Source organism: Chryseobacterium bernardetii, from assembly GCF_003815975.1.
GTDB lineage: Bacteria > Bacteroidota > Bacteroidia > Flavobacteriales > Weeksellaceae > Chryseobacterium > Chryseobacterium bernardetii.
Genome location: NZ_CP033932.1, coordinates 590,089 through 615,886 on the forward strand (window position 1 = coordinate 590,089; position 25,798 = coordinate 615,886).

The 25,798-nt window shown below is 34.6% G+C and carries 31 protein-coding genes; 15 read left to right on the forward strand and 16 right to left on the reverse strand.

Features of this window, described 5'->3' with window-relative positions; translation table 11 throughout:
* Positions 1–8: 8 nt before the first annotated feature.
* From EG339_RS02865 to EG339_RS02890, 5 genes are all read right to left on the reverse strand, one after another.
* Positions 9–659 (reverse strand): ERF family protein, encoded by a 651-nt coding sequence (locus tag EG339_RS02865; protein WP_164466402.1) that lies wholly within the window; start codon positions 657–659, stop codon positions 9–11.
* Positions 646–972, reverse strand: a complete 327-nt coding sequence (locus EG339_RS02870) for a hypothetical protein (protein ID WP_123868781.1) — start codon at positions 970–972, stop codon at positions 646–648. Before EG339_RS02870 ends, EG339_RS02865 begins: the two co-directional genes overlap by 14 nt.
* Positions 973–1,045: 73 nt before the next feature.
* Positions 1,046–1,357: a hypothetical protein gene (locus EG339_RS02875; RefSeq protein ID WP_123868782.1), complete on the reverse strand. Its 312-nt coding sequence runs from the start codon at positions 1,355–1,357 to the stop codon at positions 1,046–1,048.
* A gap of 60 nt (positions 1,358–1,417) precedes the next feature.
* Positions 1,418–1,597 carry a hypothetical protein gene (locus EG339_RS02880; protein ID WP_123868783.1) on the reverse strand — a complete coding sequence of 60 codons (180 nt, stop codon included), beginning with the start codon at positions 1,595–1,597 and terminating at the stop codon, positions 1,418–1,420.
* Between the two features lie 165 nt (positions 1,598–1,762).
* Positions 1,763–2,068, reverse strand: coding sequence for a hypothetical protein (locus EG339_RS02890; protein WP_123868785.1), 306 nt, complete (start codon positions 2,066–2,068; stop codon positions 1,763–1,765).
* A 160-nt stretch (positions 2,069–2,228) separates the two neighbouring features.
* Between EG339_RS02890 and EG339_RS02895 the strand changes: the two genes are divergently transcribed.
* Positions 2,229–2,645, forward strand: a complete 417-nt coding sequence (locus EG339_RS02895; protein ID WP_123868786.1) for a helix-turn-helix transcriptional regulator — start codon at positions 2,229–2,231, stop codon at positions 2,643–2,645.
* 1 nt (position 2,646) lies between these two features.
* Here EG339_RS02895 and EG339_RS02900 read toward each other — a convergent pair whose 3' ends face one another.
* From EG339_RS02900 to EG339_RS02910, 3 genes are read right to left on the reverse strand one after another with little or no spacing between them, the layout of a single operon-like run.
* Positions 2,647–2,880: a hypothetical protein gene (locus EG339_RS02900; protein ID WP_123868787.1), complete on the reverse strand. Its 234-nt coding sequence runs from the start codon at positions 2,878–2,880 to the stop codon at positions 2,647–2,649.
* A gap of 14 nt (positions 2,881–2,894) precedes the next feature.
* The gene (locus EG339_RS02905; protein WP_164466403.1) at positions 2,895–3,392 is read right to left on the reverse strand and encodes a hypothetical protein; all 498 of its coding nucleotides are present in this window, start codon (positions 3,390–3,392) and stop codon (positions 2,895–2,897) included.
* The gene (locus EG339_RS02910) at positions 3,340–3,621 is read right to left on the reverse strand and encodes a hypothetical protein (protein WP_123868789.1); all 282 of its coding nucleotides are present in this window, start codon (positions 3,619–3,621) and stop codon (positions 3,340–3,342) included. The genes EG339_RS02905 and EG339_RS02910 overlap by 53 nt, the downstream gene beginning before the upstream one ends.
* A gap of 227 nt (positions 3,622–3,848) precedes the next feature.
* Between EG339_RS02910 and EG339_RS02915 the strand changes: the two genes are divergently transcribed.
* The gene (locus EG339_RS02915) at positions 3,849–4,289 is read left to right on the forward strand and encodes a hypothetical protein (RefSeq protein ID WP_123868790.1); all 441 of its coding nucleotides are present in this window, start codon (positions 3,849–3,851) and stop codon (positions 4,287–4,289) included.
* 65 nt (positions 4,290–4,354) lie between these two features.
* Here the strand turns inward: EG339_RS02915 and EG339_RS02920 are convergent, their stop codons facing one another.
* Positions 4,355–4,567 (reverse strand): hypothetical protein, encoded by a 213-nt coding sequence (locus EG339_RS02920; RefSeq protein ID WP_123868791.1) that lies wholly within the window; start codon positions 4,565–4,567, stop codon positions 4,355–4,357.
* A gap of 34 nt (positions 4,568–4,601) precedes the next feature.
* Here EG339_RS02920 and EG339_RS02925 point away from each other — a divergent pair, with 34 nt between their 5' ends.
* Genes EG339_RS02925 through EG339_RS02935 form a run of 3 tightly spaced genes read left to right on the forward strand, consistent with a single transcriptional unit; the run spans position 4,602 to position 6,128 of the window.
* Positions 4,602–5,210, forward strand: coding sequence for a DUF4468 domain-containing protein (locus tag EG339_RS02925; RefSeq protein ID WP_123868792.1), 609 nt, complete (start codon positions 4,602–4,604; stop codon positions 5,208–5,210).
* A 1-nt stretch (position 5,211) separates the two neighbouring features.
* Positions 5,212–5,781 (forward strand): hypothetical protein, encoded by a 570-nt coding sequence (locus tag EG339_RS02930; protein WP_123868793.1) that lies wholly within the window; start codon positions 5,212–5,214, stop codon positions 5,779–5,781.
* A gap of 32 nt (positions 5,782–5,813) precedes the next feature.
* Positions 5,814–6,128, forward strand: coding sequence for a hypothetical protein (locus EG339_RS02935; protein WP_123868794.1), 315 nt, complete (start codon positions 5,814–5,816; stop codon positions 6,126–6,128).
* Between the two features lie 197 nt (positions 6,129–6,325).
* On the opposite strand, the gene EG339_RS02940 is transcribed toward EG339_RS02935, so the two are convergent.
* Positions 6,326–6,886 (reverse strand): NADPH-dependent FMN reductase, encoded by a 561-nt coding sequence (locus EG339_RS02940; protein WP_123868795.1) that lies wholly within the window; start codon positions 6,884–6,886, stop codon positions 6,326–6,328.
* Between the two features lie 89 nt (positions 6,887–6,975).
* Positions 6,976–7,617, reverse strand: a complete 642-nt coding sequence (gene catB, locus EG339_RS02945) for a type B chloramphenicol O-acetyltransferase (RefSeq protein ID WP_123868796.1) — start codon at positions 7,615–7,617, stop codon at positions 6,976–6,978.
* A gap of 387 nt (positions 7,618–8,004) precedes the next feature.
* Between catB and EG339_RS02950 the strand changes: the two genes are divergently transcribed.
* The 6 genes from EG339_RS02950 (at position 8,005) to EG339_RS02975 (ending at position 14,757) form a co-directional block, all read left to right on the forward strand.
* Positions 8,005–8,244, forward strand: coding sequence for an acyl carrier protein (locus tag EG339_RS02950; protein ID WP_002976354.1), 240 nt, complete (start codon positions 8,005–8,007; stop codon positions 8,242–8,244).
* 35 nt (positions 8,245–8,279) lie between these two features.
* Positions 8,280–9,524: a beta-ketoacyl-ACP synthase II gene (gene fabF / locus EG339_RS02955; RefSeq protein WP_123868797.1), complete on the forward strand. Its 1,245-nt coding sequence runs from the start codon at positions 8,280–8,282 to the stop codon at positions 9,522–9,524.
* A 9-nt stretch (positions 9,525–9,533) separates the two neighbouring features.
* Complete coding sequence (gene rnc, locus EG339_RS02960) at positions 9,534–10,298, forward strand: ribonuclease III (RefSeq protein ID WP_123868798.1); 765 nt, start codon at positions 9,534–9,536, stop codon at positions 10,296–10,298.
* Positions 10,276–10,749 (forward strand): IPExxxVDY family protein, encoded by a 474-nt coding sequence (locus tag EG339_RS02965; RefSeq protein ID WP_123868799.1) that lies wholly within the window; start codon positions 10,276–10,278, stop codon positions 10,747–10,749. Before rnc ends, EG339_RS02965 begins: the two co-directional genes overlap by 23 nt.
* Positions 10,742–12,187 (forward strand): pyruvate kinase, encoded by a 1,446-nt coding sequence (pyk, locus tag EG339_RS02970; RefSeq protein ID WP_123868800.1) that lies wholly within the window; start codon positions 10,742–10,744, stop codon positions 12,185–12,187. Before EG339_RS02965 ends, pyk begins: the two co-directional genes overlap by 8 nt.
* Positions 12,188–12,345: 158 nt before the next feature.
* A complete protein-coding gene (locus EG339_RS02975; protein ID WP_123868801.1) occupies positions 12,346–14,757 on the forward strand; it encodes a fibronectin type III domain-containing protein in 2,412 nt (803 codons plus the stop codon).
* 194 nt (positions 14,758–14,951) lie between these two features.
* Here EG339_RS02975 and EG339_RS02980 read toward each other — a convergent pair whose 3' ends face one another.
* The 5 genes from EG339_RS02980 to hutI all read right to left on the reverse strand — a co-directional run bounded on the left by EG339_RS02980 (position 14,952) and on the right by hutI (position 22,223).
* Positions 14,952–16,244 carry an aldehyde dehydrogenase family protein gene (locus EG339_RS02980; RefSeq protein WP_123868802.1) on the reverse strand — a complete coding sequence of 431 codons (1,293 nt, stop codon included), beginning with the start codon at positions 16,242–16,244 and terminating at the stop codon, positions 14,952–14,954.
* A 136-nt stretch (positions 16,245–16,380) separates the two neighbouring features.
* Complete coding sequence (gene hutG / locus EG339_RS02985) at positions 16,381–17,304, reverse strand: formimidoylglutamase (RefSeq protein ID WP_123868803.1); 924 nt, start codon at positions 17,302–17,304, stop codon at positions 16,381–16,383.
* 124 nt (positions 17,305–17,428) lie between these two features.
* On the reverse strand, positions 17,429–19,441 hold the full coding sequence (locus EG339_RS02990) for a BCCT family transporter (RefSeq protein ID WP_123868804.1): 2,013 nt from the start codon (positions 19,439–19,441) through the stop codon (positions 17,429–17,431).
* A 460-nt stretch (positions 19,442–19,901) separates the two neighbouring features.
* Complete coding sequence (locus tag EG339_RS02995; protein ID WP_228459694.1) at positions 19,902–20,978, reverse strand: DUF695 domain-containing protein; 1,077 nt, start codon at positions 20,976–20,978, stop codon at positions 19,902–19,904.
* A gap of 18 nt (positions 20,979–20,996) precedes the next feature.
* Positions 20,997–22,223 carry an imidazolonepropionase gene (gene hutI / locus EG339_RS03000; protein WP_123868805.1) on the reverse strand — a complete coding sequence of 409 codons (1,227 nt, stop codon included), beginning with the start codon at positions 22,221–22,223 and terminating at the stop codon, positions 20,997–20,999.
* 248 nt (positions 22,224–22,471) lie between these two features.
* Here hutI and ruvB point away from each other — a divergent pair, with 248 nt between their 5' ends.
* Genes ruvB through coaE form a run of 4 tightly spaced genes read left to right on the forward strand, consistent with a single transcriptional unit; the run spans position 22,472 to position 25,678 of the window.
* The gene (ruvB, locus tag EG339_RS03005; protein WP_123868806.1) at positions 22,472–23,494 is read left to right on the forward strand and encodes a Holliday junction branch migration DNA helicase RuvB; all 1,023 of its coding nucleotides are present in this window, start codon (positions 22,472–22,474) and stop codon (positions 23,492–23,494) included.
* A 55-nt stretch (positions 23,495–23,549) separates the two neighbouring features.
* The gene (locus tag EG339_RS03010) at positions 23,550–24,161 is read left to right on the forward strand and encodes an FMN-binding negative transcriptional regulator (RefSeq protein WP_123868807.1); all 612 of its coding nucleotides are present in this window, start codon (positions 23,550–23,552) and stop codon (positions 24,159–24,161) included.
* A gap of 14 nt (positions 24,162–24,175) precedes the next feature.
* Entirely contained in the window at positions 24,176–25,042 is an 867-nt protein-coding gene (locus tag EG339_RS03015) for an MBL fold metallo-hydrolase (RefSeq protein ID WP_123868808.1), read from the forward strand.
* Positions 25,043–25,051: 9 nt separating this feature from the next.
* Entirely contained in the window at positions 25,052–25,678 is a 627-nt protein-coding gene (gene coaE / locus EG339_RS03020; protein ID WP_123868809.1) for a dephospho-CoA kinase, read from the forward strand.
* Positions 25,679–25,798 lie beyond the last annotated feature (120 nt).

The window sequence follows — 25,798 nt, forward strand, 5'->3', positions numbered from 1 at the left end:
ACCCATGATTAGAATATGTTTAAGGTTTCTAGATCTTTTTCAACTTCTTTGATATCGAAGTATTTTTTTAACTCTTCTTTGGTGACTGTTTCACCTTTGGAAACTTTTTCTGTTAACTGCTTCCAGGCTCCACTTCCAACTTTTAACAGCTTTAATGCCGGCTGTGTATTTTGTTTTGGAGGTGGTGGAGTTTCTTTCACCTCAGACTTCTTCTCATCAACTATTTTTTTTCTCAAATCATTATCAATATCATCTTCATCAGTTGGAATATGGAAGTATTTTAAAAGGAAATATCTTTCTGCATATGTTAGAGCTGATCCCAGCCCTTTTTCCCAATCATTCTGACCATTTGCGCCAAATTCATTTTCATCCTTTTCCCCTGTTTCAACGTCAATCCAAGTAAACTTCATCATTACTTTAGAAAGGATTTCTGACTTTGGCTTTTCATATTGAGTACCAATCCCTGTTTTGTAATCTTGCCTTTCATTATCAATTGATGTAATCTCTTGTTTTAGAAGCAAACCATAATCATTCATAAGCGGCCGTACAAACTCCAAAACTTTAGCACCTGAAACATATCCATATTGGTTTGTTCTTGAATCCTTGCCCAATCCATTTATTTTAGATTGGATTTGGTGTAGTTTTTTATATATTGACATCATCCTGCTTTTTAAGGTTATTTCTGAACTGAACTATTTCTAACATCTTAGAACAATACTGTTCTGCTTTTTCTTTACTGTCAGTCCATACCTCATGCGCATATGCTTTCATTAATTCATCTGGTTGGAATACATCCATAAATGAGAAGAAAAATGTAGATTCGCCATTGACGTTGAAATGAACGTCTGTCCCTGTTGTGTATATGGATTTAGTTCCCACACAAAGTATTTTGTGTTCTTGAATTTCTGGGAGTTGTGTAAGTACATTAACTCCTATTTGATAAACTGTTTGTCCTGTTTGAAATTTTTCCATGTTATTGATATTTTAGTAAGTAGTTTTTAAAATGAATAAGCTGCTGATAGAACCATATTAATACAATCATGATCTATATATTAATGGTTAAGTTTTCCGATAGGAATTTTTCTATAAACTTGATCTCTATAGCAGATAAATCAAGTTCTTCGTTCTCACGGCTGTCATAGCCACTCAGGTAATGAACCTTCGTTTTCTTTGCTGATCTGCCATATTCAGGATGAAAATCTATTGAGATCTCAAGTGATAGGTTTAAACTAATCTTTTCATCTTCACAGATCGTAAGCTCAGTTTCACAAAACTTTTTTTCCTCAGTATCAATATCAACAACAAGGTTTTGAACCAAGATTTGCTGTATTGGAGAAATAAATGGTACTTTTGTCATACTTTTTTATTATTTGTATTATTACAAGTAATCAGGACCGTCTGCGCCAACAGGCGGTTTTTACATTTTCCCTGATTTTATTTTATTTTTGATGTAATCTGAACAAAACTTCCGGATTCTGGTTTTTTCCGCTTTATCAACTTTTTGCCCAAGTGTTCCGGTTATTAACTCATTTCGCATTTCTACCGGAAGCTTTGCCAGATAATCTTTAGCTATTTTATAATCAAGGTCTAAACTCATTTTTTAAGGAATTCAATTGGATATTTTTTGTTGTACTCATCTTCGATATCGAAGTAATTGTTTAGCTTAAGCATGTAAGCTGCTAACAGGATTGAATCTCCTGTTTCCTTACATGTACTTTCTTTCATACAGCTTAAAAATATATTGCCAATTGTATTTTGGCTCTTATTTAGCACCTTGCAGTTTCTGAATGTTTTCTCTGGATTTTTCATTTTTAAAGGTTTTTATAGTTACATCAAGAATTTCCTGTTCTTGAGATATTTCATTTTGAGAATTCTTAGAGTTTTCTAAAGCCTTTTCCATTAGTAATAAGGTAGAATCAACTCTTTCACTATTATTGATTTTTAATTCTCCTAAGCGCAGTCTTCTTACTGTGTGAAAACCTGCTCCTGTAGCTCTGGCCACATCAGTTACGTCTAATTCGCTTGTGTGTTTTTTGATACACTCTATAATTTCAGATGATATAGTCATAACAATTATTTTTTATTCTAAACTTGAGGAGAGATATCAATACTTTTTATTTTTTGTATATCTTTGTCACCATGTTTCTAACAACAAATGTAATGTGAAAATATTTCACATACAATGTTTTTTGTGAATAATTTTCACATTTTACTGTAACCACTTGAAAATGAACGATAAAAAATTAAAAGAATTACGTAAGAATGCTAAATTAACTCAACAGGAACTTGCTGAGTTGGTGGGAGTTGATAGAAGAAGTATTATTAGTTATGAAAAAGGAGAAAGTATTCCGGCACCTATTGCGAAACTTCTTCACATTCTACTGGAAACTGATTATTTACTAAAACTAGAAGCCAATGAGGTCAATCTAATTGAGTTAGAAACAAGTAATTCTATTGATTTACAAATCGAAGACCTTAAAAAAGATTTTTCAGAAAAAATAGAAGAACTAACTGATCTGATAAGGGCTTATAGTTTAGCTGACAGAACATATCTACGAAGTATAATTAGTCATTTTGATATAAAACCTAAGGATATCAGTGAGGCAGAAAATATAGAAGAAAAACTAGAAATAAAAAAGCAGTAACCTAATTTGGTACTGCTTTTAATATTGATATACTTAAATTGAATTTTGGTAAGCTAAATTCATCCGATAAAAATTCTGATATTTTCTCTCTTTGGTTCTTACTCAAAATATCTTCTATCTTATCTATGAGAAAAAAATTATTTATTAGATATTCTCTTTTTTTAATTTTTCCAGTCTTATAGAAATACTCATTCCTATTGATTAAAGACTCTATCAAATCAATGTCTTTTTTCATTTTACTAATGGTAGTTAGTTTTCTTTAATTATTTCTTCTAAAGATCTCTTAAGACGGCCTTCTCTCAATTTTAAAGCTTTTACATAAAGCTTTGTATAATACATTGTGCCTATCATTAAAATAATTATCCCAATAATTGCTCCAAAAAACCAAATATCTTCATTAGGTGTATAGTTTAAAAGCGGTAGAAAATAAAATGCTGATGAGTATAAAGATGAAAATAAAACTGGCGCATAACATAAAAGATAAGGCTCCATATCTTTTGTTAAAACTAATACGGATGATTGAAAACATATAGCTAATGACCATAATACCGCAGCAAGATTATTATTTGCTGCCGTAACCCAAGTAGTATTTATACTTGGATAAAAAATAGCTATAATATTATTTATAAAAGGAAAAGTTGCTGATATCAACACTAAGATACTTCCTAGTGTTGATATTGTAGAATATTTTACTTTAGTTTCCTTTTGGAGGTTTAACATCTCCTGGAGGAATGATTTCTGACTCATCACGATCACTGTTTATTCTAAGAGTATCATAAGCATTAATAGTATTGCTTTTCAAGCTATCAACACTACTTACTTGGCTATTTAACTCTTCTAAGTTTCTGTTAAAATTAATTTCTGTTTTCAAGGTCTTGGATTCAGGTTTTGGAGTAATAACTTCTTCCTCCCTATCACCTGAACACGAATGTAATAATACAGCAGATACTACTGCTAATAAAAATAGTTTTTTCATTTTGACAAATTTTATATTGTCCGTAAAAATACTAATTAAATAGACTTGTAACTTCTTGTATTACTTATATTCAGTTTGCTAATATATAATATTTATTCATACAAAGATGAAATATTTATTAACATTAAGGTTTTTTATAATGAATAAAAACAACTATTCATTACGGTTTCCCATAATTAAGTAAAATCTATTTTTTAGTTATATTTGTCGTTTAAAACAATTAACCAATGAAACAATTAATAGCATGTTTACTTGTCACCTCGATTTCTTTGAGTTCAGTTAACTGTTCTAATGGAAAAGACGAAGATATTGAAGTTAAAAACGATTTCACTAATTCTGAATTCATAAAATCACAAATGGTTGGAAAATGGAATTACTGGGGTCATTTATCTCCATCCACAAATTCATGGTGGTACAGTGGAGATGTTTATAAATGGTATTTTGTTTTTAAAGAAGATGGAACATATGAATGTAAAAATTTAAGTTCAGATTTACAAAAAGGAACTTACTGGATAACTCCAGCAACTGCAGAATATAATGCAATACTTTATCTTAATTACAAAGACGGAACAAAAGATAGAACTAGAAAAATTATTCTGAAAAAATTAGAAAGTAAATCTGCAATAATTTATGAAAGCTCATTTGATGAAAGGTATGATAAAGAATAATAAATATTTTAAAGCAAAAAACTCTAAATAAAAATAGCAGAACAAAAAAGAGTAGAATTACTCAGTTAGATTCCAAAGGAAACTTTGAAAACTTTGAAAATTAGTATTAAAACTAAAGTAGTAACAGAAAATATGCCACTTATTGCAATTAATATAATATTTACTTTGTTAGCATTTCTCTGAATTTCCAGAATTTTTTCAAGAGAAATTTCATTAACATTTAATCCATAAATTGGATTAAAGAAATTACAAATAATTTTTAATACTCTTTTTAACATTAATACAAATTTATTAAATAAAGCCTTTTGTCAAATGAAACAAATGTTAATATTTTTACTTTTCATTTTAAGTTACTTTTTTCATGCCCAAGAACTCCAATTAGTAGATGGTGACTATACATATACTAAAGTTCTAGAGACTAACAAAAGTAAAATAGACACCTATAAAACTCTGAAAAAGTGGCTTAATAACAGTTCAACAAAATCAAAATATGTAATTGACCAGGATGATTTTGAAACAGGTTTATTAAGTTTTAATGAGACTCTCCCTGAAAGAGAATTTATTTATTTACAGACATCACAAGTTTCTTATAAAGTAAATATTGAAATAAAAGATAATAAAATCAGGTTTAGAGTTAACAACATAATACTAAAAAATAACATTGGTGGTTTAGCAAGCTTTACTCAATCATATGCTTATTTAATCACTAATATTGAAAAAGAAAATTCTAAGTATGAGGAAAGTAAAAAGTTAATGGATGGTGAATCTAAACCTAGAATTAAAAAAAAATATGAATATGATTTTAATAATGCAAGAAATAACTTGCGATCTCTTACAGAATTAGATACCCTTATTAAAAATCAGATTCTTTTTAACCAAAATTTAATAATGGAAAAATTAAATGAAAACGATGATTGGTAATATGAAAAAATTAATAATATTTTTCCTCATTATGTTTTCTTTATTTAATATATCAGGACAAAAGAAGAAAACTCAACCTAAATCTACTAAAGGACAACTTACTTGTTACCTTCCTAATGGTGAGAAATATAATGTAAACCCCAAAACTACTATAGGTGATTTAGATAAACAATTTGAAAAAGAAGGAAGAGTTTGGACAGCATACTTAGAGAGTGAAGAATCTATTGTTACTTTCAAATCATTTACAATGGAACCTCTCTACATTCTTGTTTTGAATAATAAAAAATATTCGGCTGAATATATCCAAAATTTAATAAACTCTGTAAATGATAACATTGTTTCTTATAGATTTTACTGGAAAAATAAAGTTGGTTTTATAGCCAATTTAGAAAGTTACATCGAAAATAATATTTTAGATGAACAATTTCTATTAAGTACTATGGGACGTCCTACTGAGATTAAAACTATGTTATATGGAGGCGAAAACACAAGATGTTTTGTGTATAAAGAATTAGGCTTTCGGATTTTTTTAGAAAATGATAAAGCGATCGGATACGAACGTATTGAATAATATTCTTGAATTGGTAAAATATTAAAATAAAAATGGCATACGAAAAGAAAAAGACACAAAGAGAAATAGACGCAGAAAATATTCCAGATGAGTTTGGAGTACTAAAAAGATTTTACTTAGGTGTTTTTTATGTAATTGCTGTAGAGCGTATGCACGGCTTCAGAACTTTTTGTGAAAAACACGGGCTTGATACTGGAAACCTCAGCCGGATCATAAAAACCCCAACAATGAAGTTCAACCCTCAATATTTATCAATATTAGTAGTGCATTATGGATTTTCCGCACATTGGCTGCTTACAGGAGAAGGACCTATGATTGTTAATACTGAGGAAACCCCAGAAGAATAAAAGAAATATTAACCAGAACACTTGAGTAAAAAGAGTAAAAAAAGAGTAAAAGATTCATTCGTTTTTTTCATGAAATATGGCTTAAAACATGATAAAACAACCGTTTTTTAACGTGTGACGAATCCCTCCAACTCCACTAAAATACCAAAAGCCACTGAAAATTATCAGTGGCTTTTTTATTGTATATACTTTATATATTATATGATACTATTCTTTTTAAACCATTCAGCATAAGCCTCTACTGCCTTCTGAAGAAAACCTTTCACATCTTCATCTTTTAAATCCCCGTTTTCATCCCAAACCTTATCAATATGTGGAAGATAAACTTCCGGTTGCTGCATTACTGGAATATTAAGGAAAACAAGACTTTGCCTAAGATGATGGTTAGCACCAAATGCAGATAAATTCCCTGGTGAATTACTGAATACTGCTCCTGGTTTTCCATCCCAAACACTTTTGCCAGCCGGCCTTGAGCCGATATCTATTGCATTCTTTAATGCAGCAGGAACTGACCTGTTATGTTCTGGTGTAATAAAAATAACACCCGCTAATTTTCTTATCTCGTCCCTGAATTTCACATAAGACTCAGGAACCTCATTATAATCATCAAAATCCTGGTTGTATATTGGTAAACTGTCTATTGAAATGATTTTAAATTCAAAACCCTGTGGCGCCATAGGAAGCAGGGCCTTTGCTATTTTTTTAGAGAAAGATTCTTTCCGTAAACTGCCTGCGATAAGTCCGATTACTGTATTCATATGATAATATTTAGGTGATTGATATATTGTTGACAGCAAAAACAATGCGAAACACCTATTATTTTGAAGATCAAAATATAAAAGGTTCCCTAAGGTGCCTTCAGAATATTATCTCTATAAAACTCATATAGCACATCAATATTGGCAGAGCAGAGTATTGGAATTGCCTTTTCAAGAATATTCTCATCCCAATCCCACCATTTCATTTCAAGCAATAATGCAATATAATACTCGCTAAACCTTTTCCTGATGGGTTTTGCAGGATTACCACCTACAATAGTATAAGACTCCACATCCTTTGTCACCAATGCACGGCTGCCGATAACAGCCCCATCACCTATTTTAACCCCAGCCATAATCATAGCTTCTGTGCCAATCCATACATCGTTTCCAACAACAGTATCTCCTGCCAATTCGAAAGCATCCTTGCTGTCTTGGAAACATTCTATTTCAGACATATAATAGAAGGGAAAACTTGAAATCCAGTCATAACGATGTCCCTGATTTCCACACATAATAAAACTGGCACCACTTCCAATGGAACAATAAGAACCGATGATTAACTTATCAACATCATCCCTGTCCGGAAGAAGATAACGGGCACAGTCATCAAAGGAGTGGCCGTGATAATATCCGGAATAATAAGAATACTTACCGGCAATAATATTGGGATTTCGAATATGGTCTTTTATGATTTTGCCTTTAAAAGGACTTTCAAAGAAATTTTTCATTTTTTAGCTTTTAAATATAAGATAATAATAAGAAGAACAGCTATAAGCCATTCCTAAAAAGATTATTTGTTATTTAAAAAAGCTAACGTGTTAATTTCATAACACACAAATATAGATAAAAAATGACAAACTTTTTCTTCATTTTTGTTCCAAAAGTCGCAAAACCCGACCCTTTTTAAACGTTTTATTCACAAAACAAGCCAGCTCATCAGAAAATAAAAATTAAACCTCTCTAATACAACCCAATATAAATAGCTGAAAACTAAAAGACTAAACTTATAAGATCTAAAATGAGGGTACTCTATCCACAAAAAAGACTAAAAAAATGTTTTATCGTCAAGAATTTTATATATTTGCACCATCTAACAATTAAAAAAATAATTTACTATGTCAGACATTGCATCAAGAGTAAAAGCTATCATCGCTGATAAGCTTGACGTTGAAGAAACAGAAGTAACTCCTGAAGCTAGCTTCACTAACGATTTAGGAGCAGATTCACTAGATACAGTTGAATTAATCATGGAATTTGAAAAAGAATTCAATATTCAAATCCCTGATGATCAAGCTGAAAAAATTACTACTGTAGGACACGCTATCGCTTACATCGAAGAAGTAGTAAATAAATAATATTCTTCAACAAAAAAAGAAATTAAACAAAGTTTATGGAATTAAAAAGAGTAGTTGTAACAGGTTTTGGAGCAATAACACCAATAGGAAATAATGCAAAAGAATACTGGGAAAATCTTGTAAAAGGTGAGAGCGGAGCCGCTCCGATTACTCTTTTTGATGCCACAAACTTTAAAACCAAGTTCGCATGTGAGGTAAAAAACTTCGATCCGCTACAGCATTTCGATAAGAAAGAAGCTAAAAAAATGGACCGAAATACCCAATTGGGACTTGTTGCTGCTAGAGAAGCAGTAGAGCACTCCGGTATTATTGAAGGTAATGTAGATAAAAACAGAGTTGGTGTAATTTGGGGCTCCGGAATCGGAGGTCTGGAAACATTTGAAACGGAAGTTTTAGGATGGGCCAATACGGAAATTCCTAGATTTAATCCCTTTTTTATTCCTAAAATGATTGCAGATATGACCCCTGGTCAGATCTCCATTGAATATGGTTTCCATGGACCGAATTATACAACCGTATCTGCATGTGCATCTTCAGCTAATGCTATAATTGATTCCAAGATGCTTATCCAGTTAGGAAAAGCGGACGTTATTGTGTGCGGTGGCTCAGAAGCAGCCGTTACAGCAAGTGGTGTCGGTGGATTTAATGCAATGATGGCACTTTCTACAAGAAACGATGATCCAAAAACAGCTTCAAGACCTTTCGACAAAGACAGAGATGGATTTGTACTGGGAGAAGGAGCAGGATGTATTATTCTTGAAGAATACGAACACGCGGTAAAACGTGGTGCTACAATTTATGCAGAATTATTAGGAGGCGGTATGAGTGCAGACGCATATCATATGACGGCTCCTCACCCTGAAGGCCTTGGCGCTTATCTGGTAATGAAAAACTGTTTGGAAGACGCAGGTTTAACTGCTGATGAAGTAGATCATATCAACATGCATGGTACCTCTACTCCATTAGGAGACATCGCAGAATCCAACGCAATTTCTAAATTATTAGGCGAGCACGCTTATGATATTCAGATCAATTCTACAAAATCAATGACAGGTCACCTTTTAGGAGCGGCCGGTGTTATTGAAGCTATTGCTGCATTAGGAACTATTATTCATGGTGTTGTTCCTCCTACCATTAACCATTTTACTGATGATGAAAAGATAGACAGCAGACTAAACTTTACGTTTAATACAGCTGTGAAGAAAGATGTAAAAGTAGCCATGAGCAATACTTTTGGATTTGGCGGGCACAATGCTTGCGTTCTATTTAAGAAAATCTAAATTCAATGAATGGAGTTACAGAAATACTTTTCTAAATTCCTTCTCAAAAAAAGAAAAAGACAATTAACGGAAAGAGATTATTTTCTCAGTACCGAACTTAGAAAAGTTCTGGGTACAGAGGTACAAAATATTGCTCTTTACCGCGAGGCTTTTTCTTTGAAAAATTCTTCTAAAAATCAAGACAGCAATTATGAAAGGCTTGAATTTTTGGGAGATTCTGTTTTGGGTACAATTATTTCTTGTCATTTGTTCCAGACTTATCCTCAGGCTAATGAAGGGTATTTGACACAAATGAAATCCAAGATTGTTAATAGGAAAAATCTTAATAAATTAGGGGAAGACCTTAAGCTTACGGATCTGCTGCAGAAGCAGAATAATTCTTCGGCTCTTGGCGAAAATATCTCAGGTAACTTATTTGAAGCCTTAATTGGTGCTGTTTATCTGGACTTTCATTATGAAACTTGCAAAAAGATCATTCTGGAAAAACTTCTGACGCCTTCCGAGATTAACAAACTTGAGAACAAAATTGTCAGCTACAAAGGTCTCCTGCTCGAATGGAGCCAGAAGAAGAAGGTAAATATAAAGTACGAAACTTGCGAGGAAATACAGGCCAATAAGGCAGTCATGTTCCGTTGTCATGTATGGTTTGGAGATGAAAAGATTGCCAATGCTACAGAAACCTCCAAGAAAAAGGCTGAAGAAAAAGCAGCACAGAGGGCTTTTTATATTTTAAATAAAAAAGAAAATATACTTGGAAATTCAAAAACTTTATGATCTTGATGATATAGAATTTGAAGATATTGCCATAGGATTGGTAAGATTAGCAAAAGATATACCCGCTCATGAGTTTTTCTATAAAATAAATCATCTTAATAATCTGAGTTTTTCAAGAAAAAAAGATTTGGTCTTTCACGGGGATTATTATGATTACTTTTTTCCAAGATTTGAGGCCTATCATAAGTTTTCTAAGACCTGTTTTACTTTTATTTCCAATAAATCTTCTGAAAGTAAACAAAAAAAAGTTCAAACCGAGCTCTTTACAGAAGAAGAAAACATTAAATTTTTATTAAATAATCAGGTAGATGTAGAATATATTTTGCATAGTTCGGAACAGTTTCCTGATTTTTCCGTAATTTTGCTCCCTGAAAATCTTGTTTTTCCAATTCAAGATTATACACTGAGTTCTGAAGAGGAACTTTATCAAATTATCCAGTATTATGAATAAGTATTTAAAGAAGACAAAAATTATCGCAACACTAGGGCCTGCTTCATCATCGAAGGAGGTAATGTTAGATCTGATGAAGGCAGGTGTTGATATTTTCAGAATAAATTTTTCCCATGCAGATTACGACTTAGTTCGAAAAAATATTGAAATAATTAGAGAACTAAACAGCGAGTACGGTTATTCAGTGGGTATTTTAGGAGACCTTCAAGGCCCTAAGCTGAGAGTAGGAGTCGTAAAAGAAGGATCTTACCTGAATCCGGGAGATATCCTTACCTTCACTAATGAAAAGATGGAGGGCGATTCTACCAAGGTATACATGACTTACCAACAGTTCCCACAGGACGTAAAAGTAGGAGAAAGAATCCTTATTGACGATGGTAAACTTGTATTAGAAGTTACTGAGACTAACGAAGTAGATACTGTAAAGGCTAAAACCATCCAGGGAGGACCTTTAAGTTCTAAGAAGGGTGTAAACCTTCCTAATACACAGGTATCTCTTCCTGCATTAACAGAAAAGGATATACAGGATGCTAATTTTATGCTTGACATGGAGGTAGACTGGATTGCCCTTTCTTTCGTACGTCATGCACAGGATATCATCGACCTGAAAGAATTAATTGCAAAACATCCGAATGGTAAATTCAAAACTCCGATTATTGCGAAGATTGAAAAGCCTGAAGGGGTTAAAAATATTGACGAAATCTTACTGGAATGTGATGGCCTAATGGTTGCCCGTGGTGACCTGGGGGTTGAAGTTCCAATGGAAGAAGTTCCTGCTATCCAGAAAAATCTGGTAGAGAAAGCAAGATTTTACTCTAAGCCTGTAATCATTGCAACTCAGATGATGGAAACAATGATCAACAGCTTAACGCCAACCAGAGCGGAAGTGAATGACGTTGCCAATTCTGTATTAGATGGAGCTGATGCCGTAATGCTTTCAGGAGAAACTTCTGTAGGAAGATACCCAGTACAGGTAGTGGAAAACATGGCTAAAATTGTGAAAAACATTGAGACCACCCACTTCTACCAACATAAAAACGAACCTATTGAGAAAGACTATAACTGCATCGATGAACGGTTCATTACGAACAGGGTATGTCTTGCAGCCGTAAGAATTGCAAAAACAACCAATGTTTCTGCTATCGTTACGCTGACCCATTCTGGTTACACCGCTTTCCAGCTTGCAGCACACAGACCCAACTCTCACATCATCGTGTACAGTGGCAACAGAAGAGTAATTACAATGCTGAACCTTCTTTGGGGTGTTCACGCTTACTATTATGATATGAAAAAGTCTACCGACGAAACAATCATTCAGGTAAATATGCTAACGCATAATTACGGTTACATTGAAACAGGAGATTTTGTTATCAACATTAATGCTACTCCATCATACGAAGGTGGTAAAACAAATACGTTGAGATTAACAACAGTATAAACAAAATTACTTTTGTGAAAACATAAAAAAACTCCCGGAAATTAATTTCCGGGAGTTTTTTATTCATCGGATCAGTATGTTGTTAAATATCAATAAAACTTAGTTCATAATCGAAAAATATAATTTATTGTATCTTTACCATAAAATTAATAACTAACATGAAAAAAATAATTTTCCTGTGTATTATAGTATTGGGAATAAGGATGTATTCTCAAAATAGCATTCTTACCTATGTTTTTTCAAAAACGACAGGAGTTACTTACACCCCTATTACAGGTGGTACCAAACTATTTCCATCGGGAACTAATTCAATATACGATGATGAAATATCGTCAGCAATTACCCTATCATCTCCTTTTACCTTTGGAGATGTTGCGGTTGATAAAGTTTATGTAAGTACCAATGGCTTTATAACCTTTGGAACTGCAGCTTCACCAACAAATTATACGCCACTAAACACTTCAGCAGGTGATCAGGGAGCCATATCAGCATTTGGTCAAAATGGAGGATTTAATCTATTAGATAATCCTCAGCCAGCAACTAATCCCGAAATAAGATATCAGGATTTTGGAAATGAATTTGTTGTTCAATGGCAAAATCATTCAAGTCGTTCTAACGATCTTTCTAAAAGTCTTAATTTTCAAATCCGTTTAAATTATCTTACAGGAGTTATTAACATTATTTATGGAAACTGTTCTGATCCAGGACCTGGATCTGCAGGCCCTCAGGTAGGTATAAGAGGAAGTTCAACCTATAGTGTAGCCCCACTTACAATTTACAACATTCCAAAAGGGACAACCTGTGATTGGAGCCATGCTGTTACAGGACCATCCTCCTCAAGCAAGATGATCTTTTCTGATAATAATTATGAAAAGCATATTAAAATACCATCAGGATTGCAATATACCTGGACACCAGGTATTCAATTACCTGTGACGAATATAAAACCTTTCGATTACCTACATGATATAACAAACAACAGTGCAAAAGTAAGTTGGGAAGCCGTATCGGGAGCCACCGCTTATAATATTCAATATCGAACTATAGGAAACTGTGATTGGACTAACTTTAATGGAAATCCTGTTTCTACAACCAGTGCTACACTTACCGGATTGGATGAAGGTACTAAATACCAAATCCGGATACAAGCTTTGAGAGGTAATATACAGTCAACATACTCACATATTGCAAAGGCAACAGGAATGGGAGGCTATAGCGTAGAAGGATATTCTGTTGCGACAAAAACAACCTGTCCTGTACAAATTAGTCCAGAATCTCCTTCTAGTGGACCAAATTTTTTCACCATAAACTGGTATCCAAATTTCTCTTTCGGAGTACCACAAAAAGGATATGAATATTATTATAGTTTATCACCTGTCCGCCCAGCAAATAATGCCATTCCATCAGGTTCACTACCTTCTCAGGGACCTTTTAATTCAGTAACTATATCAGGATTAGAACCTGAAACTAAATATTATTATTGGATAAGAGGAAACTGTGATGATGTTCATAAAGGACCATGGTCTGATACAGATATTGTATCAACAAGCTCTCTTTGTGTTACCAATCCAACTGTTTTAAATAACACCCCCGGGATAAATCTACCACCACAAATAAAATGGAATCTGATACCAGGCGCAATAGGGTATCAATTAAAAATAGGAACTACACCAGGCGGAAATGATGTAGTAGATACTAACCTTACAGGTGATGTAAATAGCTATACTATCAATACGCCATTAGCTAGTTATACAACATACTATTTTTCTATAGTGAGCTATACAGCCACATCTTCCAATCCAACAACACCTTGCTCTATTTTCAGCTTTACAACACCCTGTAATGCTTTTAATATCCCTTACTCTATAGATTTTGAAAATGTAAGTATACCATACATCCCAGCCTGTACTTCAGTCACAACTACATGGAAGACATCAAATGGCAGTGCTCCTTTTGACTCCAATACAAAAGTTATGAGATTTAATACTATGAATTATTCAGAATCATGGTTCTTTACAAATAGTATAAATCTAACTGCAGGAAAGACCTATAATATTTCTTTTAAATATGCTAAAGGGGGCCCTTATCAGGAAAAGTTAAAAGTAGCATACGGAACTTTACCTACAACAGCAGGCATGACCAATACAATTGCAGACTACCCTAATATCATAAATAATAATGTTAATTCAGAATCGATTAATATTACACCTACAGCTTCAGGAAATTACTATTTGGGATTCTATATCTATTCTCAAAATGATATTAAATATTATGATTTAATGATTGATGACATTAATATTAAAGAAGCATCAACCCTTAATGTAATTGAAACTTTAGATAATAAAGGCAGCATTAAAATATATCCAAACCCATTCTCCGAAAATATTACTATCTCAGATATTACAAATGTTACAAATATTTCGGTTGTTGATATAGCAGGGAAATTATTAAAAACATTTAATAAACAAACCTCATCACTTGATTTAAAAGATTTAGTCTCAGGTTCATATATGATTGTTCTGACACTTAAAGATGGCTCCAATCAATCAGTGAAAATTATCAAGAAGTAATCTTCAATATAAATAGATGCAAAAATAAATCCGTCTCATAGCAATAAACTATGAGACGGATTTTTATAATGTAAGTAGTTTAAATAAGGGGTAGTTTGTCATTGACTCCGTCGAATCTTCGATTTCTGAACGAAACATAGTAAAGTGAAGAATCTTACTGATTCTCGGCTTGTCAGAATGACAGTATATACCTCTTAATTCCCTACAATCGTCTTTGCTGTTACAAATTCTTTTAAAGCCAGTAAAGAGAGCTCTGTTCCGTAACCTGAAGCCTTTGATCCGCCAAACGGAAAACGCGGGTCTGAACTAGTCATTCTGTTGATATTAACAGTTCCTGAATCAAGATTTTCAATAAAGAATAACTGACGGTCTTTATTTTGAGTCCAAACTGAGTTTGAAAGTCCGAAAGGAATATCATTAGCAATTCGTAGTGCTTCTTCAGCATCTTTTGCAATCATGACCATTCCAAGAGGGCCAAAAAGCTCTTCTTTTAGAATCGGATTACCTTCTTTAACCCGGATTAATCCTGGCTTGAATTCATTTTCTGAAACTCTTTCCAGAGGGAGAATAATTTCGGCTCCATTTTCCAATGCTCTGTTGAACTGTGCTTCCAATTCATCAGCTAAGTCTGGCCTTGCCATTCCAGCTAACTTAGTTTCTTTATCGAAAGGATCTCCGATTTCGTACTTTTTATATTCTTCAATAAAAATAGGTAAAAACTGGTCTTCAATTTTTTCATCAAGGATAAATCTTTTAGCTGCTGTACAGGTTTGTCCACAGTTTTGAAGCCTTGATTTTACTCCGGCTTGTGCTGCCGCTTCAAGATCCGCATCTTCAAAAATGATGAATGCATCACTTCCTCCCAGCTCAAGTAAAGATTTCTTGATATTTAATCCTGCAATTGAAGCTACTTCTCCACCTGCTTTTCCGCTACCAGTAAGGCTAACTCCTTTTACAACTTCGTGTTCAAGGATCTCTTTTACAGCTTTGTGCCCTACTTCCAGGTTCTGAAATACTCCTTCCGGAAAACCTGCTTCCAAAAGAACTTCTTCAATGGCATTCCCACTTCCGAAACAAATTGAGGCATGTTTTAAAACAATAGTGTTTCCTGCCAACATTGCAGGAACCGCAAACCTCAACACCTGCCAGAAAGGAAAATTCCAGGGCATTACTCCCAGTATTACTCCTTTTGGGGCATAATGAACTTCAGAATAAGAGAATTCGGATTGTATTTTTTCAGGTTTTAAAATGTTTTCGGCCTCTGCATAATAATTCATCATTAAAGCACATTTCTCCACCTCAGCAATGGATTCGGAAATGGGTTTATTCATTTCAGTAGTAATGATCCTTCCAAATTTCTCTGAATTATTTTTTAATATTTCTGCGGCTTTTGCGATTAATTTCTGCTTTTCTTCAAACGGCACTTTTCGCCACACTGAAAACACTTCATCTGCTTTAATAAGCTTGTTTTCAATTAATTGTTCCATAATATAATTTCTGTTTTAAATTCAGCTAATGAATTTATGAGCGCTTTTATTTAAAAGCACGATAAAGTCAGCAAATTCTATTCCTTAAGGGTCAACAAAAGAATGATTTTCTCTATCGGAAGAATATAGCTTTATCTTAAATCATTAGCCATTCATTCACCAGACAAGCTGCCAGTCTTGCCGTTCTGTCCTGAATATCGAACGACGGGTTGACTTCTGCCACGTCCAGTGCAACCAGTTTTTTGTTTTTTAAGATATGCCTGTAAAAATGCATAAAGGTTGCATCTGCAAAGATACCATTATATGCTGAAGCTGAAACACCCGGAGCGATAGATGCATTAAAAACATCCATACAAATAGTGAGATAAGCAAAATCTACATTCTCCAGAAGGTCATCAATACGCTGATAAACAGATGGAAGGTTTTCAAAGAATAATTCATCAGAAAGAATATACTTCATCCCATATTGATGTGCTGTATCAAAGAGTTTTAAGGTATTAGAATTTCTCTGGATCCCAATGTGAAGGGAATTGACAGGGCCTTCCTGAGCGATTTGCCAGAATCCTGTTCCTGAACTTGGTCCCACCTCTTTTTCCGGCTGCCTGTTATCAAAGTGGGCATCTATATTGATGATTCCTATTTTTTGTTCCGGAAAAGCTGTTTTAATGCCTAAATAGTGAGCATAGGTAACTTCATGTCCGCCCCCTAAAACAAGGGATCTTCCGCCTTTTAAAAGAACTTTCGAAACATTCTTCGCCAGATTATTCTGTGCATTCTCCAGATTTCCGTCTTCACAGGTAACATTTCCAAAATCCAGCATAGAAAAATCAGGAAGGATCACAGGAAAATTAGACATATTCTTCCGGATCACATCGGGAGCATCTTTAGCACCCTGACGGCCTTTATTCCTCCTGACTCCCTCATCTACGGCAAATCCATGCAAAACGAAATCATTCGGTAAAATATTGTCGTAATTCTGTTCTTCCTGTACTCTCTGAAATAGCCTATGGAAAAGAAGCTCTTCCCCATCTAATCTACCCTGCCAAATATTTTGAAACATAATCCTTTAAATTCAATTTTAGTCACATCATTCTATCCAGTAAAGCTAATTAATATTGTTTAGATAAAAAAGCTCCTTTTACACATTCTGCAAAGAATTCATTATAAGACGGATAGTTTCTTTTTCAGGCTTTATTCTCATTGGCGTTGCTGCTGATGAACATTTCATTTCGTTCTTCAGAAATAATTTCTAAAAACCGTTCGTAATGCTTCAGTACATCGGAAATCAGTTCATTTTTGGTAAAATACTGTACATCATATCCTTCTCTTCCGTCCCCAAAATAGGATCTTGGATAGTGGGTTTTCTTATCATCAAGATCCGGAAGATTTTCTTCATTAATGATGTATTCAGAAACTGTTTTTATTTTATTCTCTACTCCGTAAACGAAGTTATTAACAACTCCCTGGTGGATTTCTATTTCTATTCTGACAGGATTTTCGTGATGATTGATTTTGGCTTCAATTCCGTTAGCAGCAAATTCCTGTTGGAGATCAGTAAAGGCTTCTTTTGCTTTCACTCTGATAAACCGGTTTACAGAATCATTATCTTTAAAAGATACAATGTTTTTTAAACGTTCTTTCCAGAATTCACCGGACCATGGCACCGTAGATTCCGAAAAATTTCTGTCATAATATTTCTGGTCAATTACCAGGCCTTTCATTAAGCTCACAATAAATAAAATCACTACAATGGAAAACGGCAACGCAGTAATTAGCGTCATACTTTGAAGCGCCTTCAAACCACCTACATTTAATAACAGAAGTGAAAGAACAGCGAGTAAAACACCCCAGAAAACAATTTGCCACTTGGGAGATTTGGCAGCGTTTTTAGTCGCAATACTATTCATGACGAATATTCCTGAATCTGCTGACGTCACAAAAAAGATAAGAATAATAAGAATTACGAAAAAACCTGTAAATTCAGATAAAGGCAGATAATCCAGGAACCGGAACATTAAGGCATCCGGATCTGTTGCAAACTGGCTTAACTGGCCGTTGGCTATATTTAAATCGAGCCAGATGGCACTGTTTCCAAATACAGACATCCAGATAAAGTTAAATAATGTGGGAAGTATTAAAACGGCCAGAATAAATTCCTTAATAGTCCTTCCCTTTGAAATTCTTGCGATAAATAATCCTACATATGGAGACCATGAGATCCACCATGCCCAATACAGGATCGTCCAGTCATAAAACCAGGGCAATGCATTCTTTTCATAAACATGGGTATTAAAAGTAAGGTTGAAAAAATTATTGATGTAATTTCCCAACCCTTCTGTAAAACTTCCGATCAGATAGACCGTGGGCCCCAATATCAATACAAAAAGTAAAAGACCAATTACACTGATGACATTGATATTACTTAAGATCTTTACTCCCTTTCCTACTCCGGAAATGGCAGATATAACGGAAAGAGTGACAAGAGTAACTACAATAATGATCTGATAGGTAAAACTATTTTCCGGAGTAATATGAAGAATATTGAGCCCGGAACTGATTTGCACCACTCCAAAACCTAACGTTGTTGTGATTCCAAAGAAAGTACAGCATAATGCAAAAACATCAATGGCATTTCCCCATTTTCCATTGATCTTATTTTTTAACAATGGATAGAAACAGCTTCTTAATGAAAGCGGCAGCCTGTAACGGTAAGCAAAGTAAGACAGAGAAAGCCCTACTACTCCATAAATAGCCCACGCATGGATTCCCCAATGAAAAAAGGTATAAAGTTGTGCCTGCTTAGCCCGGCTTACATAATGGTTATCTGCAAAAACTTCTGAAGAATAATGCTGCATAGGCTCTGCAACACTAAAATAGATGAGTCCGATTCCCATTCCCGCTGCAAAGAGCATAGAAATCCAGGAAAAGAAGGAATATTCAGGTCTACTGTCATTAGCCCCCAGCTTAATGTTGGCATATTTACTGAACAACAGGTAAACCAGAAAAATAACAAATAAGGTTACAGACCATACATAAACCCAATTTAAATTAATAAATATGAATTGTTTAATCTCATTCAGGATATTTTCAGTAGGTTTTGGATATACTGCTGAGAGAAAACAGGTACCTATAATAAATATTAAACTCGGAATAGTGACCCCTTTGTTAAAAGTAGATCTAAAATTTTGAAAATTCATCTTTTATATTTTCGTTTATAGTATTGACAAGTCTTCCTGGTAAAAGATATAGCTGTAAAAAAAGTACTGAGAAATAAGAAAATATCCAGGTTTTCCGGATTCTCCGGTGCACTTAAGAACTATAGAAAAATGCGTTATTGATCTAAAAATCAACGCTAATTGCAGTGCAAGATAAGAAAACTTATAGAAAATATGAAAAATATGAGAGACTTTATGATTTGTTTGTCCTTCGGTTCAAGCGTATTTTTCGAAAATATTCTGGTTAAAAAAATGGTAAATTTTCCCGCAGATTTCGCTGGATTATATAGATAATTTAAACCTTAAATATAATACTTTTATAATGATAAGTGAACTTATGGTTAGACAGCAAAGCTGGAACAAACCGCATTCATTCTTCTAAGCGGACGGATCATTATATCCATAAAAAATGTGGAAAAGAAACTCTTCCACATTTTTTATTTTAAACAGCGTTATTATAGTACTTAAAATACTGCCAGTACTTATCTTTAAAGATCCTGAATGAGATTTTATATTCAGGAGTGCTGTCTTTTATGGTTTTAAAGACTTTAGAGATCTCCCGGAAGTCTTTGCCGGCAAAATAGCTTTCCTTGATGTTATCTGCAGTTTCCCTGCCTATATACAGGTATCCTTTTTCTTTCAGATCTTCAACGGCTTTATCTTCGATATTGCCTAGTTTTTCAAAATCTTCTTTTTCGGGAAGTCCATCATTGTTTTCTCCGTTATAGTGGAATTTCAGCACTGAGATCCATGGATAGGAAGCTTTTGCATCATAGTTCAGCAAAGGAAGATTCATACAGGCAATAAGAGGTCTTTCATTGTTCAGAGTCGCTCTGAGAATAGAAAACTCATCTTCCACATCAGCTCTCTTTACGCTTTTATACTTTTCTGTAAATTCTCTTTCCCTCCATAGCAGGAAATCTTTCAGCTTCTCAATAGGAATAAGCTCATGATTAGTCTGGTCTTTTCCTATTACAGTAAAAGTATCAATTTGAGTGGCAAAATTCAATTCTCCTAAAAAGCTATCTAAAAAAATGCATATTCCTGTTGTTACTGCATCTTTATTTTCGGAGTTTCCATCGTATACAAAAACAAGGTCAATTTCATCAGGGTACTCTTCCTGTTCATTGGAATAGAAGAAAATATTTTCTTTGGTAAACCTGTAATCGCCTATTGTGACATTTACTTTTTCAATATCCTGTGCTGGCTTCAATGCTGTAAACTTCCAATGATCAAGCTGAGGAGCTGCTGCAATAAGTTCTTCAACAAAAACAACATTACTAATCTCTCCATCTGCTGTAAGAACCAATTCTGCCGTAGAGTCGTTGCTCATCCCGGTCAGAAAATAATATCCTTCATTGATATGGTTCAGCCTGGGAGCAATCTCATCAAAAAAGTCTTTTTCAATAGCTTCCTGGTCTCCTTTTTCAACAATTTTATAGAAATCTTGCTCTTTTGTTAAAAACCAATCCCAAAAACCTTTATAATTAAGTTTTATTTCCAACGGCATTCCTTCCATTTTGATTATTTTTATTTGTTAATCAACCTGTTTTCCTTTAATATAAACATGTTCAGCTTTCAGACTACCCTGATTATACAAAACATTCTGAAAATTATTGGTTTTAAAAGTCACAAAATCTGCTTTCTTACCTGCTTCAAGCTTTCCTCTGTCTTCAAGATTAAGGGCATAAGCAGCACGGTAAGTCATTCCTGCCAATACCTCAGCGGTTGTTAACTTCTGGAATGTAGCTAAAATGGAAGCCTGAGTAATTAAATTTCCCATAGGTGCTGATCCCGGATTCCAGTCGCTTGCAATGGCTACAATAGCTCCTGCGTCTAATAATTTTCTTGCCGGTGTAAATTTTTCACCCAGTCCTAAACTGGCTCCCGGAAGTGCAGTTGCTACGGTATCGGATTGTGCCAGGAAGTCTATATCTTCATCAATGGTAGCTTCCAAATGGTCTGCTGATTTGGCTCCTACTTCTACGGCAATTCTTGAACTTCCCGGTGTAAACTGGTCTGCATGAACAGTTATTTCAAAACCTAAACCTTTAGTTTTAAGCAAGAACTCTTTACTTTCTTCAGGTTGGAAAGCTGATTTCTCAATAAAGATATCTACACGCTTCGCCAGATTCTCTTCTTTTACTTTCGGAAGAATTTCGGTAAGGATATAGTGTAAGTATTCCGGATTACTACCTTCAAAATCTCTGGGTTTCAAGTGAGCGGAAAGACAGGTAGGAACTAATGTTGCTTTGGTTGATTCCTGAGCTTTTTTAATGATGCGAAGCATTTTCAATTCGTTTTCCACGTCTAAGCCATAACCGCTTTTTACTTCAATAGTTGTAATCCCAAGTTCTACAAGAAAATTGATTCTTTCCAGCAGGGTTTTCAGTAATTCTTCTTCTGAAGCATTTCTTGTATGCTGTACTGAACTCCAGATTCCCCCACCACTTTCGGCAATTTCCAGATACGTTTTTCCTGCATTCCGCATCGCAAAATCATTAGCACGGTTTCCACCAAAGCAAATGTGGGTATGTGAATCTACAAAAGCAGGAAGAACCACTTGTTCTCCTGCAATGGGTTCTATTTCTACTGTTGGATTTTCATTTTTTAAAGTTTCAAAATCACCAATTTTCTGAATGGTATCATTTTCAACAATTATTCCTCCATCAGCAATTATTTCTAATTGTTCATCAGTAAGTTTTCCTCTTAATGGAAGATTGGCAAGTGTTACAACCTGCTTAAATGGGCCTATTAATTTCATTTATTTAGGTTAAAGGTTAGAAAATGAACGATCTCTGTCTGCATTTCAATAAAGTGAAGCATCCTGTTAAAATGAAATCACTCAAATTTTAATTTTCCTCTCAAAAATACTTAAAATATCTCAATTGGGCTCTTAGCAAGCCCAAACCTCAGACTCCAACTTAATCTCAGTTTCAAATTCACCTTTTCTCAAACTTCATTTCAATCTTAGTCTAAATTTGCTATCTTTGAGGTAAATGAAATGAATTAATGCCAGATTTTTTACATCCAGATAAGGAAAACTACTCACGAGAGGAGTTGATGCAGGAAGAACAGATTCGTCCCCAAAGCTTTAAGGATTTTGCGGGACAGAGAAAGACGCTGGAAAATCTTGAGGTTTTTGTGACGGCTGCCAAACGACGTGGCGGAGCCCTTGACCATGTTCTTTTGCATGGCCCTCCAGGTTTGGGAAAAACCACTTTAGCCAACATTATTGCCAATGAGCTTGGGGTGAACTGTAAGATTACTTCAGGCCCTGTATTGGATAAGCCGGGAAGTTTAGCCGGGTTGCTTACTAATCTGGAAGAAAATGATGTTCTTTTCATTGATGAGATTCACCGCCTTTCTCCTGTTGTAGAAGAATACCTCTATTCAGCAATGGAAGATTACAAGATTGATATCATGCTGGAAACAGGACCTAACGCAAGAAGTGTACAAATCGGGCTGAATCCTTTTACACTGGTTGGCGCAACCACCAGAAGCGGAATGCTTACAAAGCCGATGCTTGCAAGATTTGGTATCCAAAGCAGACTGGAGTACTACTCTATTGAACTTTTATCAACAATTATCCAAAGGAGTGCAAGGGTTCTAGGTGTGGCAATCTATGAAGATGCTTCTATTGAAATTGCCAGAAGAAGCCGTGGAACCCCGAGAATAGCCAATGCTTTACTAAGAAGGGTTCGTGATTTTGCTGAAATAAAAGGAAATGGTGAAATTGAGATCAAGATTACCAAATATGCTTTGGATTCCCTCAATGTAGATGAGTTTGGACTGGATGAAATGGATAATAAGATCATGCGTGTCATGATTGAAAATTTTAAAGGAAAGCCCGTAGGAATTTCCGCATTGGCAACTTCTATTGGAGAAAACCCGGAAACTCTGGAAGAGGTATATGAACCGTTTTTGATTCAGGAAGGATTCATTATCAGGACTCCAAGGGGCAGGGAGGTTACCGATAAGGCTTACCAGCATTTAAATATTTCAAGACCCAAAAATCCGGGAGAGTTATTTTAAGGATTGTTGGTTCAGAGTTTTAAGTTTAAGGTTTTAAAAGAAGAATTGTTAATTTATGTTTGTTCCTAAATTATACAGAAGTGAAGATAAGGAGGTAATGAGAGAAATTATCAGGGAAAATTCCTTTGCATTGCTCATCTCTTCGGTGGATAAGATTCGGGCCACTCATTCTATGATGATGCTGAACGAAAGTGATCCGGAAAATCCTTATATTGAAACTCACATTTCCAGGGCTAATCCGCAGGCCAAAACCCTGAAAAACGATGACGAAGTGTTGTGTGACTTTTTAGGTGCGCATACTTATATCTCCAGCAGCTGGTATGACCACATTAATGTTTCCACATGGAACTATGAGGCGGTACAGATCTATGGAAAAGTAGAATTAATGAATCCGGATGAGCTGTATAATCATCTTGATAAATTAACCTCAAAATATGAAAAGTTTCAGCAATGTCCCATGATGGTAAAAGATATGGGAAATGAATTTGTGGAAAAGGAAATGAAGGGAGCTTTTGGGATTAAGGTAAGACCTACAGAAATATTTATCAAGCAAAAACTTTCTCAGAACAGAAAGGAAAATGATTTTAACAACATCATTTCGCATCTTGAACAATCGGATGAAGATGCCCGCAAAATTGCCGAGAAAATGAAATTAATAAAGAAATAAATCAAAATATATATATGAAACTATATCCAATACAATGTGGAAAATTTAAACTGGACGGCGGTGCTATGTTTGGTGTCGTCCCAAAGAGTTTGTGGGAAAAAACCAATCCGGCAGACGAAAAAAACTTAATTGAACTGGGAACCCGTTCCCTGCTTATAGAAGATGGCAAAAAACTGATCCTTGTAGACTGTGGTCTGGGCAATAAACAGGATGATAAATTCTTCGGACATTACTCGCTTTGGGGTGATGATACTTTGGATAAAAATTTAAAAAAATATGGTTTTGTAAAGGAAGATATCACCGATGTATTCCTTACTCACCTTCACTTTGACCACTGTGGTGGTGCTATAGAATGGAATGATGACAGAACAGGCTACAGGCCTGCTTTTAAAAATGCACAATTCTGGACAAATGAAAACCATTGGCAATGGGCTACAGAACCTAATGCAAGAGAAAAAGCGAGCTTCCTGAAAGAGAATATTATTCCTATGCAGGAAAGCGGACAACTGAACTTTCTTCCTCTTCCTACAACCGGAAATTATGGTTTTGCTCCGGATCTGAAAATGGATGTCATCTTTGTAGACGGGCATACGGAAAAACAAATGCTCCCAGTTATTCAGTATCAGGAAAAGACAGTTGTTTTTGCTGCAGATCTTATTCCTACCGCAGGCCACATTAACCAGGTATATGTGATGGGGTATGATACAAGACCTCTTTTAACGCTGGAAGAAAAGGGAAAATTCCTTAAACAGTGTGTAGATAACGAATATTTATTATTCTTTGAACATGATGCTCACAACGAGCTGGCAAGTCTTAAAATGACTGAAAAAGGAGTAAGACTTGACGAGACGTTCAGTTTTAATGATGTTTTTGGGTATTAATTTTTAATTATGGAGGAATTACATTCAGAAGGCCAACAGGCCGAGCCACCCGCACCCAAGATTATTGGGTTAACCGGGGGAATTGGTTCAGGAAAAACTACAGTTGCTAAATTTATTGAAGAATTCGGTTTTCCGGTTTATTATTCTGATGACCGGGCAAAAGATATTGTCAATGATAATGAAGAGCTGAAAATTAAGATCAAAGAGCTTCTTGGGGATGAATCTTATGATGAGAATGGCCTTTACGACAGAAAGTTTGTAGCAGGTAAGGTTTTCAATAATAATGATCTTCTTCAGCAGTTAAATGAGATCATACATCCTGCTGTGCGCATTGATTTTGAACAATGGGTAAAGCAGCAGACCAAGTATCTGGTTTTTAAAGAAACTGCATTATTATTTGAATTAAGACTTAACAGACAATGCTACAAGTCTCTTTTGGTAACTGCAGAGGATAATATCAGAATCAAAAGAGTAATGGATAGGGATAATAAAACCTACCGTGAAGTACAGACTATTATGGAAAAGCAAATGCCTGAAAAGGATAAGGTCAAAATGGCAGATTGTATCATTTATAATAATACGAATCTTGAGGAGTTAAAAGAGCAGACTGAAAAGGTCATCTTTTCTATTGAATAAACTAATTTATAAAGGATATCTAAATCCGGAGAGACATTTGTTTCTTCGGATTTTTTTATGCATTTCATCTGAGGAATATGAGTTCTTTTTTGAATTGCTTCTTTCAAATGATGAATTCAG

Excerpts from the sequence above, each read along its gene's own strand:
- EG339_RS03015 (WP_123868808.1), top strand. The coding sequence starts at position 24,176 with ATGAAACTATATCCAATACAATGTGGAAAATTTAAACTGGACGGCGGT.
- EG339_RS02975 (WP_123868801.1), top strand. The coding sequence starts at position 12,346 with ATGAAAAAAATAATTTTCCTGTGTATTATAGTATTGGGAATAAGGATG.
- hutI (WP_123868805.1), bottom strand. The coding sequence starts at position 22,223 with ATGAAATTAATAGGCCCATTTAAGCAGGTTGTAACACTTGCCAATCTT.
- ruvB (WP_123868806.1), top strand. The coding sequence starts at position 22,472 with ATGCCAGATTTTTTACATCCAGATAAGGAAAACTACTCACGAGAGGAG.
- EG339_RS02990 (WP_123868804.1), bottom strand. The coding sequence starts at position 19,441 with ATGAATTTTCAAAATTTTAGATCTACTTTTAACAAAGGGGTCACTATT.
- EG339_RS02900 (WP_123868787.1), bottom strand. The coding sequence starts at position 2,880 with ATGAAAAAAGACATTGATTTGATAGAGTCTTTAATCAATAGGAATGAG.
- EG339_RS02915 (WP_123868790.1), top strand. The coding sequence starts at position 3,849 with ATGAAACAATTAATAGCATGTTTACTTGTCACCTCGATTTCTTTGAGT.
- EG339_RS02980 (WP_123868802.1), bottom strand. The coding sequence starts at position 16,244 with ATGGAACAATTAATTGAAAACAAGCTTATTAAAGCAGATGAAGTGTTT.
- EG339_RS02865 (WP_164466402.1), bottom strand. The coding sequence starts at position 659 with ATGTCAATATATAAAAAACTACACCAAATCCAATCTAAAATAAATGGA.
- fabF (WP_123868797.1), top strand. The coding sequence starts at position 8,280 with ATGGAATTAAAAAGAGTAGTTGTAACAGGTTTTGGAGCAATAACACCA.
- EG339_RS02880 (WP_123868783.1), bottom strand. The coding sequence starts at position 1,597 with ATGAGTTTAGACCTTGATTATAAAATAGCTAAAGATTATCTGGCAAAG.
- EG339_RS02940 (WP_123868795.1), bottom strand. The coding sequence starts at position 6,886 with ATGAATACAGTAATCGGACTTATCGCAGGCAGTTTACGGAAAGAATCT.
- catB (WP_123868796.1), bottom strand. The coding sequence starts at position 7,617 with ATGAAAAATTTCTTTGAAAGTCCTTTTAAAGGCAAAATCATAAAAGAC.
- EG339_RS02890 (WP_123868785.1), bottom strand. The coding sequence starts at position 2,068 with ATGACTATATCATCTGAAATTATAGAGTGTATCAAAAAACACACAAGC.
- EG339_RS02895 (WP_123868786.1), top strand. The coding sequence starts at position 2,229 with ATGAACGATAAAAAATTAAAAGAATTACGTAAGAATGCTAAATTAACT.
- EG339_RS02935 (WP_123868794.1), top strand. The coding sequence starts at position 5,814 with ATGGCATACGAAAAGAAAAAGACACAAAGAGAAATAGACGCAGAAAAT.
- EG339_RS02875 (WP_123868782.1), bottom strand. The coding sequence starts at position 1,357 with ATGACAAAAGTACCATTTATTTCTCCAATACAGCAAATCTTGGTTCAA.
- EG339_RS02905 (WP_164466403.1), bottom strand. The coding sequence starts at position 3,392 with ATGAGTCAGAAATCATTCCTCCAGGAGATGTTAAACCTCCAAAAGGAA.
- rnc (WP_123868798.1), top strand. The coding sequence starts at position 9,534 with ATGGAGTTACAGAAATACTTTTCTAAATTCCTTCTCAAAAAAAGAAAA.
- EG339_RS02950 (WP_002976354.1), top strand. The coding sequence starts at position 8,005 with ATGTCAGACATTGCATCAAGAGTAAAAGCTATCATCGCTGATAAGCTT.
- EG339_RS02910 (WP_123868789.1), bottom strand. The coding sequence starts at position 3,621 with ATGAAAAAACTATTTTTATTAGCAGTAGTATCTGCTGTATTATTACAT.
- EG339_RS03010 (WP_123868807.1), top strand. The coding sequence starts at position 23,550 with ATGTTTGTTCCTAAATTATACAGAAGTGAAGATAAGGAGGTAATGAGA.
- EG339_RS02920 (WP_123868791.1), bottom strand. The coding sequence starts at position 4,567 with ATGTTAAAAAGAGTATTAAAAATTATTTGTAATTTCTTTAATCCAATT.
- hutG (WP_123868803.1), bottom strand. The coding sequence starts at position 17,304 with ATGTTTCAAAATATTTGGCAGGGTAGATTAGATGGGGAAGAGCTTCTT.
- EG339_RS02930 (WP_123868793.1), top strand. The coding sequence starts at position 5,212 with ATGAAAAAATTAATAATATTTTTCCTCATTATGTTTTCTTTATTTAAT.
- EG339_RS02995 (WP_228459694.1), bottom strand. The coding sequence starts at position 20,978 with ATGGAAGGAATGCCGTTGGAAATAAAACTTAATTATAAAGGTTTTTGG.
- EG339_RS02925 (WP_123868792.1), top strand. The coding sequence starts at position 4,602 with ATGAAACAAATGTTAATATTTTTACTTTTCATTTTAAGTTACTTTTTT.
- EG339_RS02870 (WP_123868781.1), bottom strand. The coding sequence starts at position 972 with ATGGAAAAATTTCAAACAGGACAAACAGTTTATCAAATAGGAGTTAAT.
- coaE (WP_123868809.1), top strand. The coding sequence starts at position 25,052 with ATGGAGGAATTACATTCAGAAGGCCAACAGGCCGAGCCACCCGCACCC.
- pyk (WP_123868800.1), top strand. The coding sequence starts at position 10,742 with ATGAATAAGTATTTAAAGAAGACAAAAATTATCGCAACACTAGGGCCT.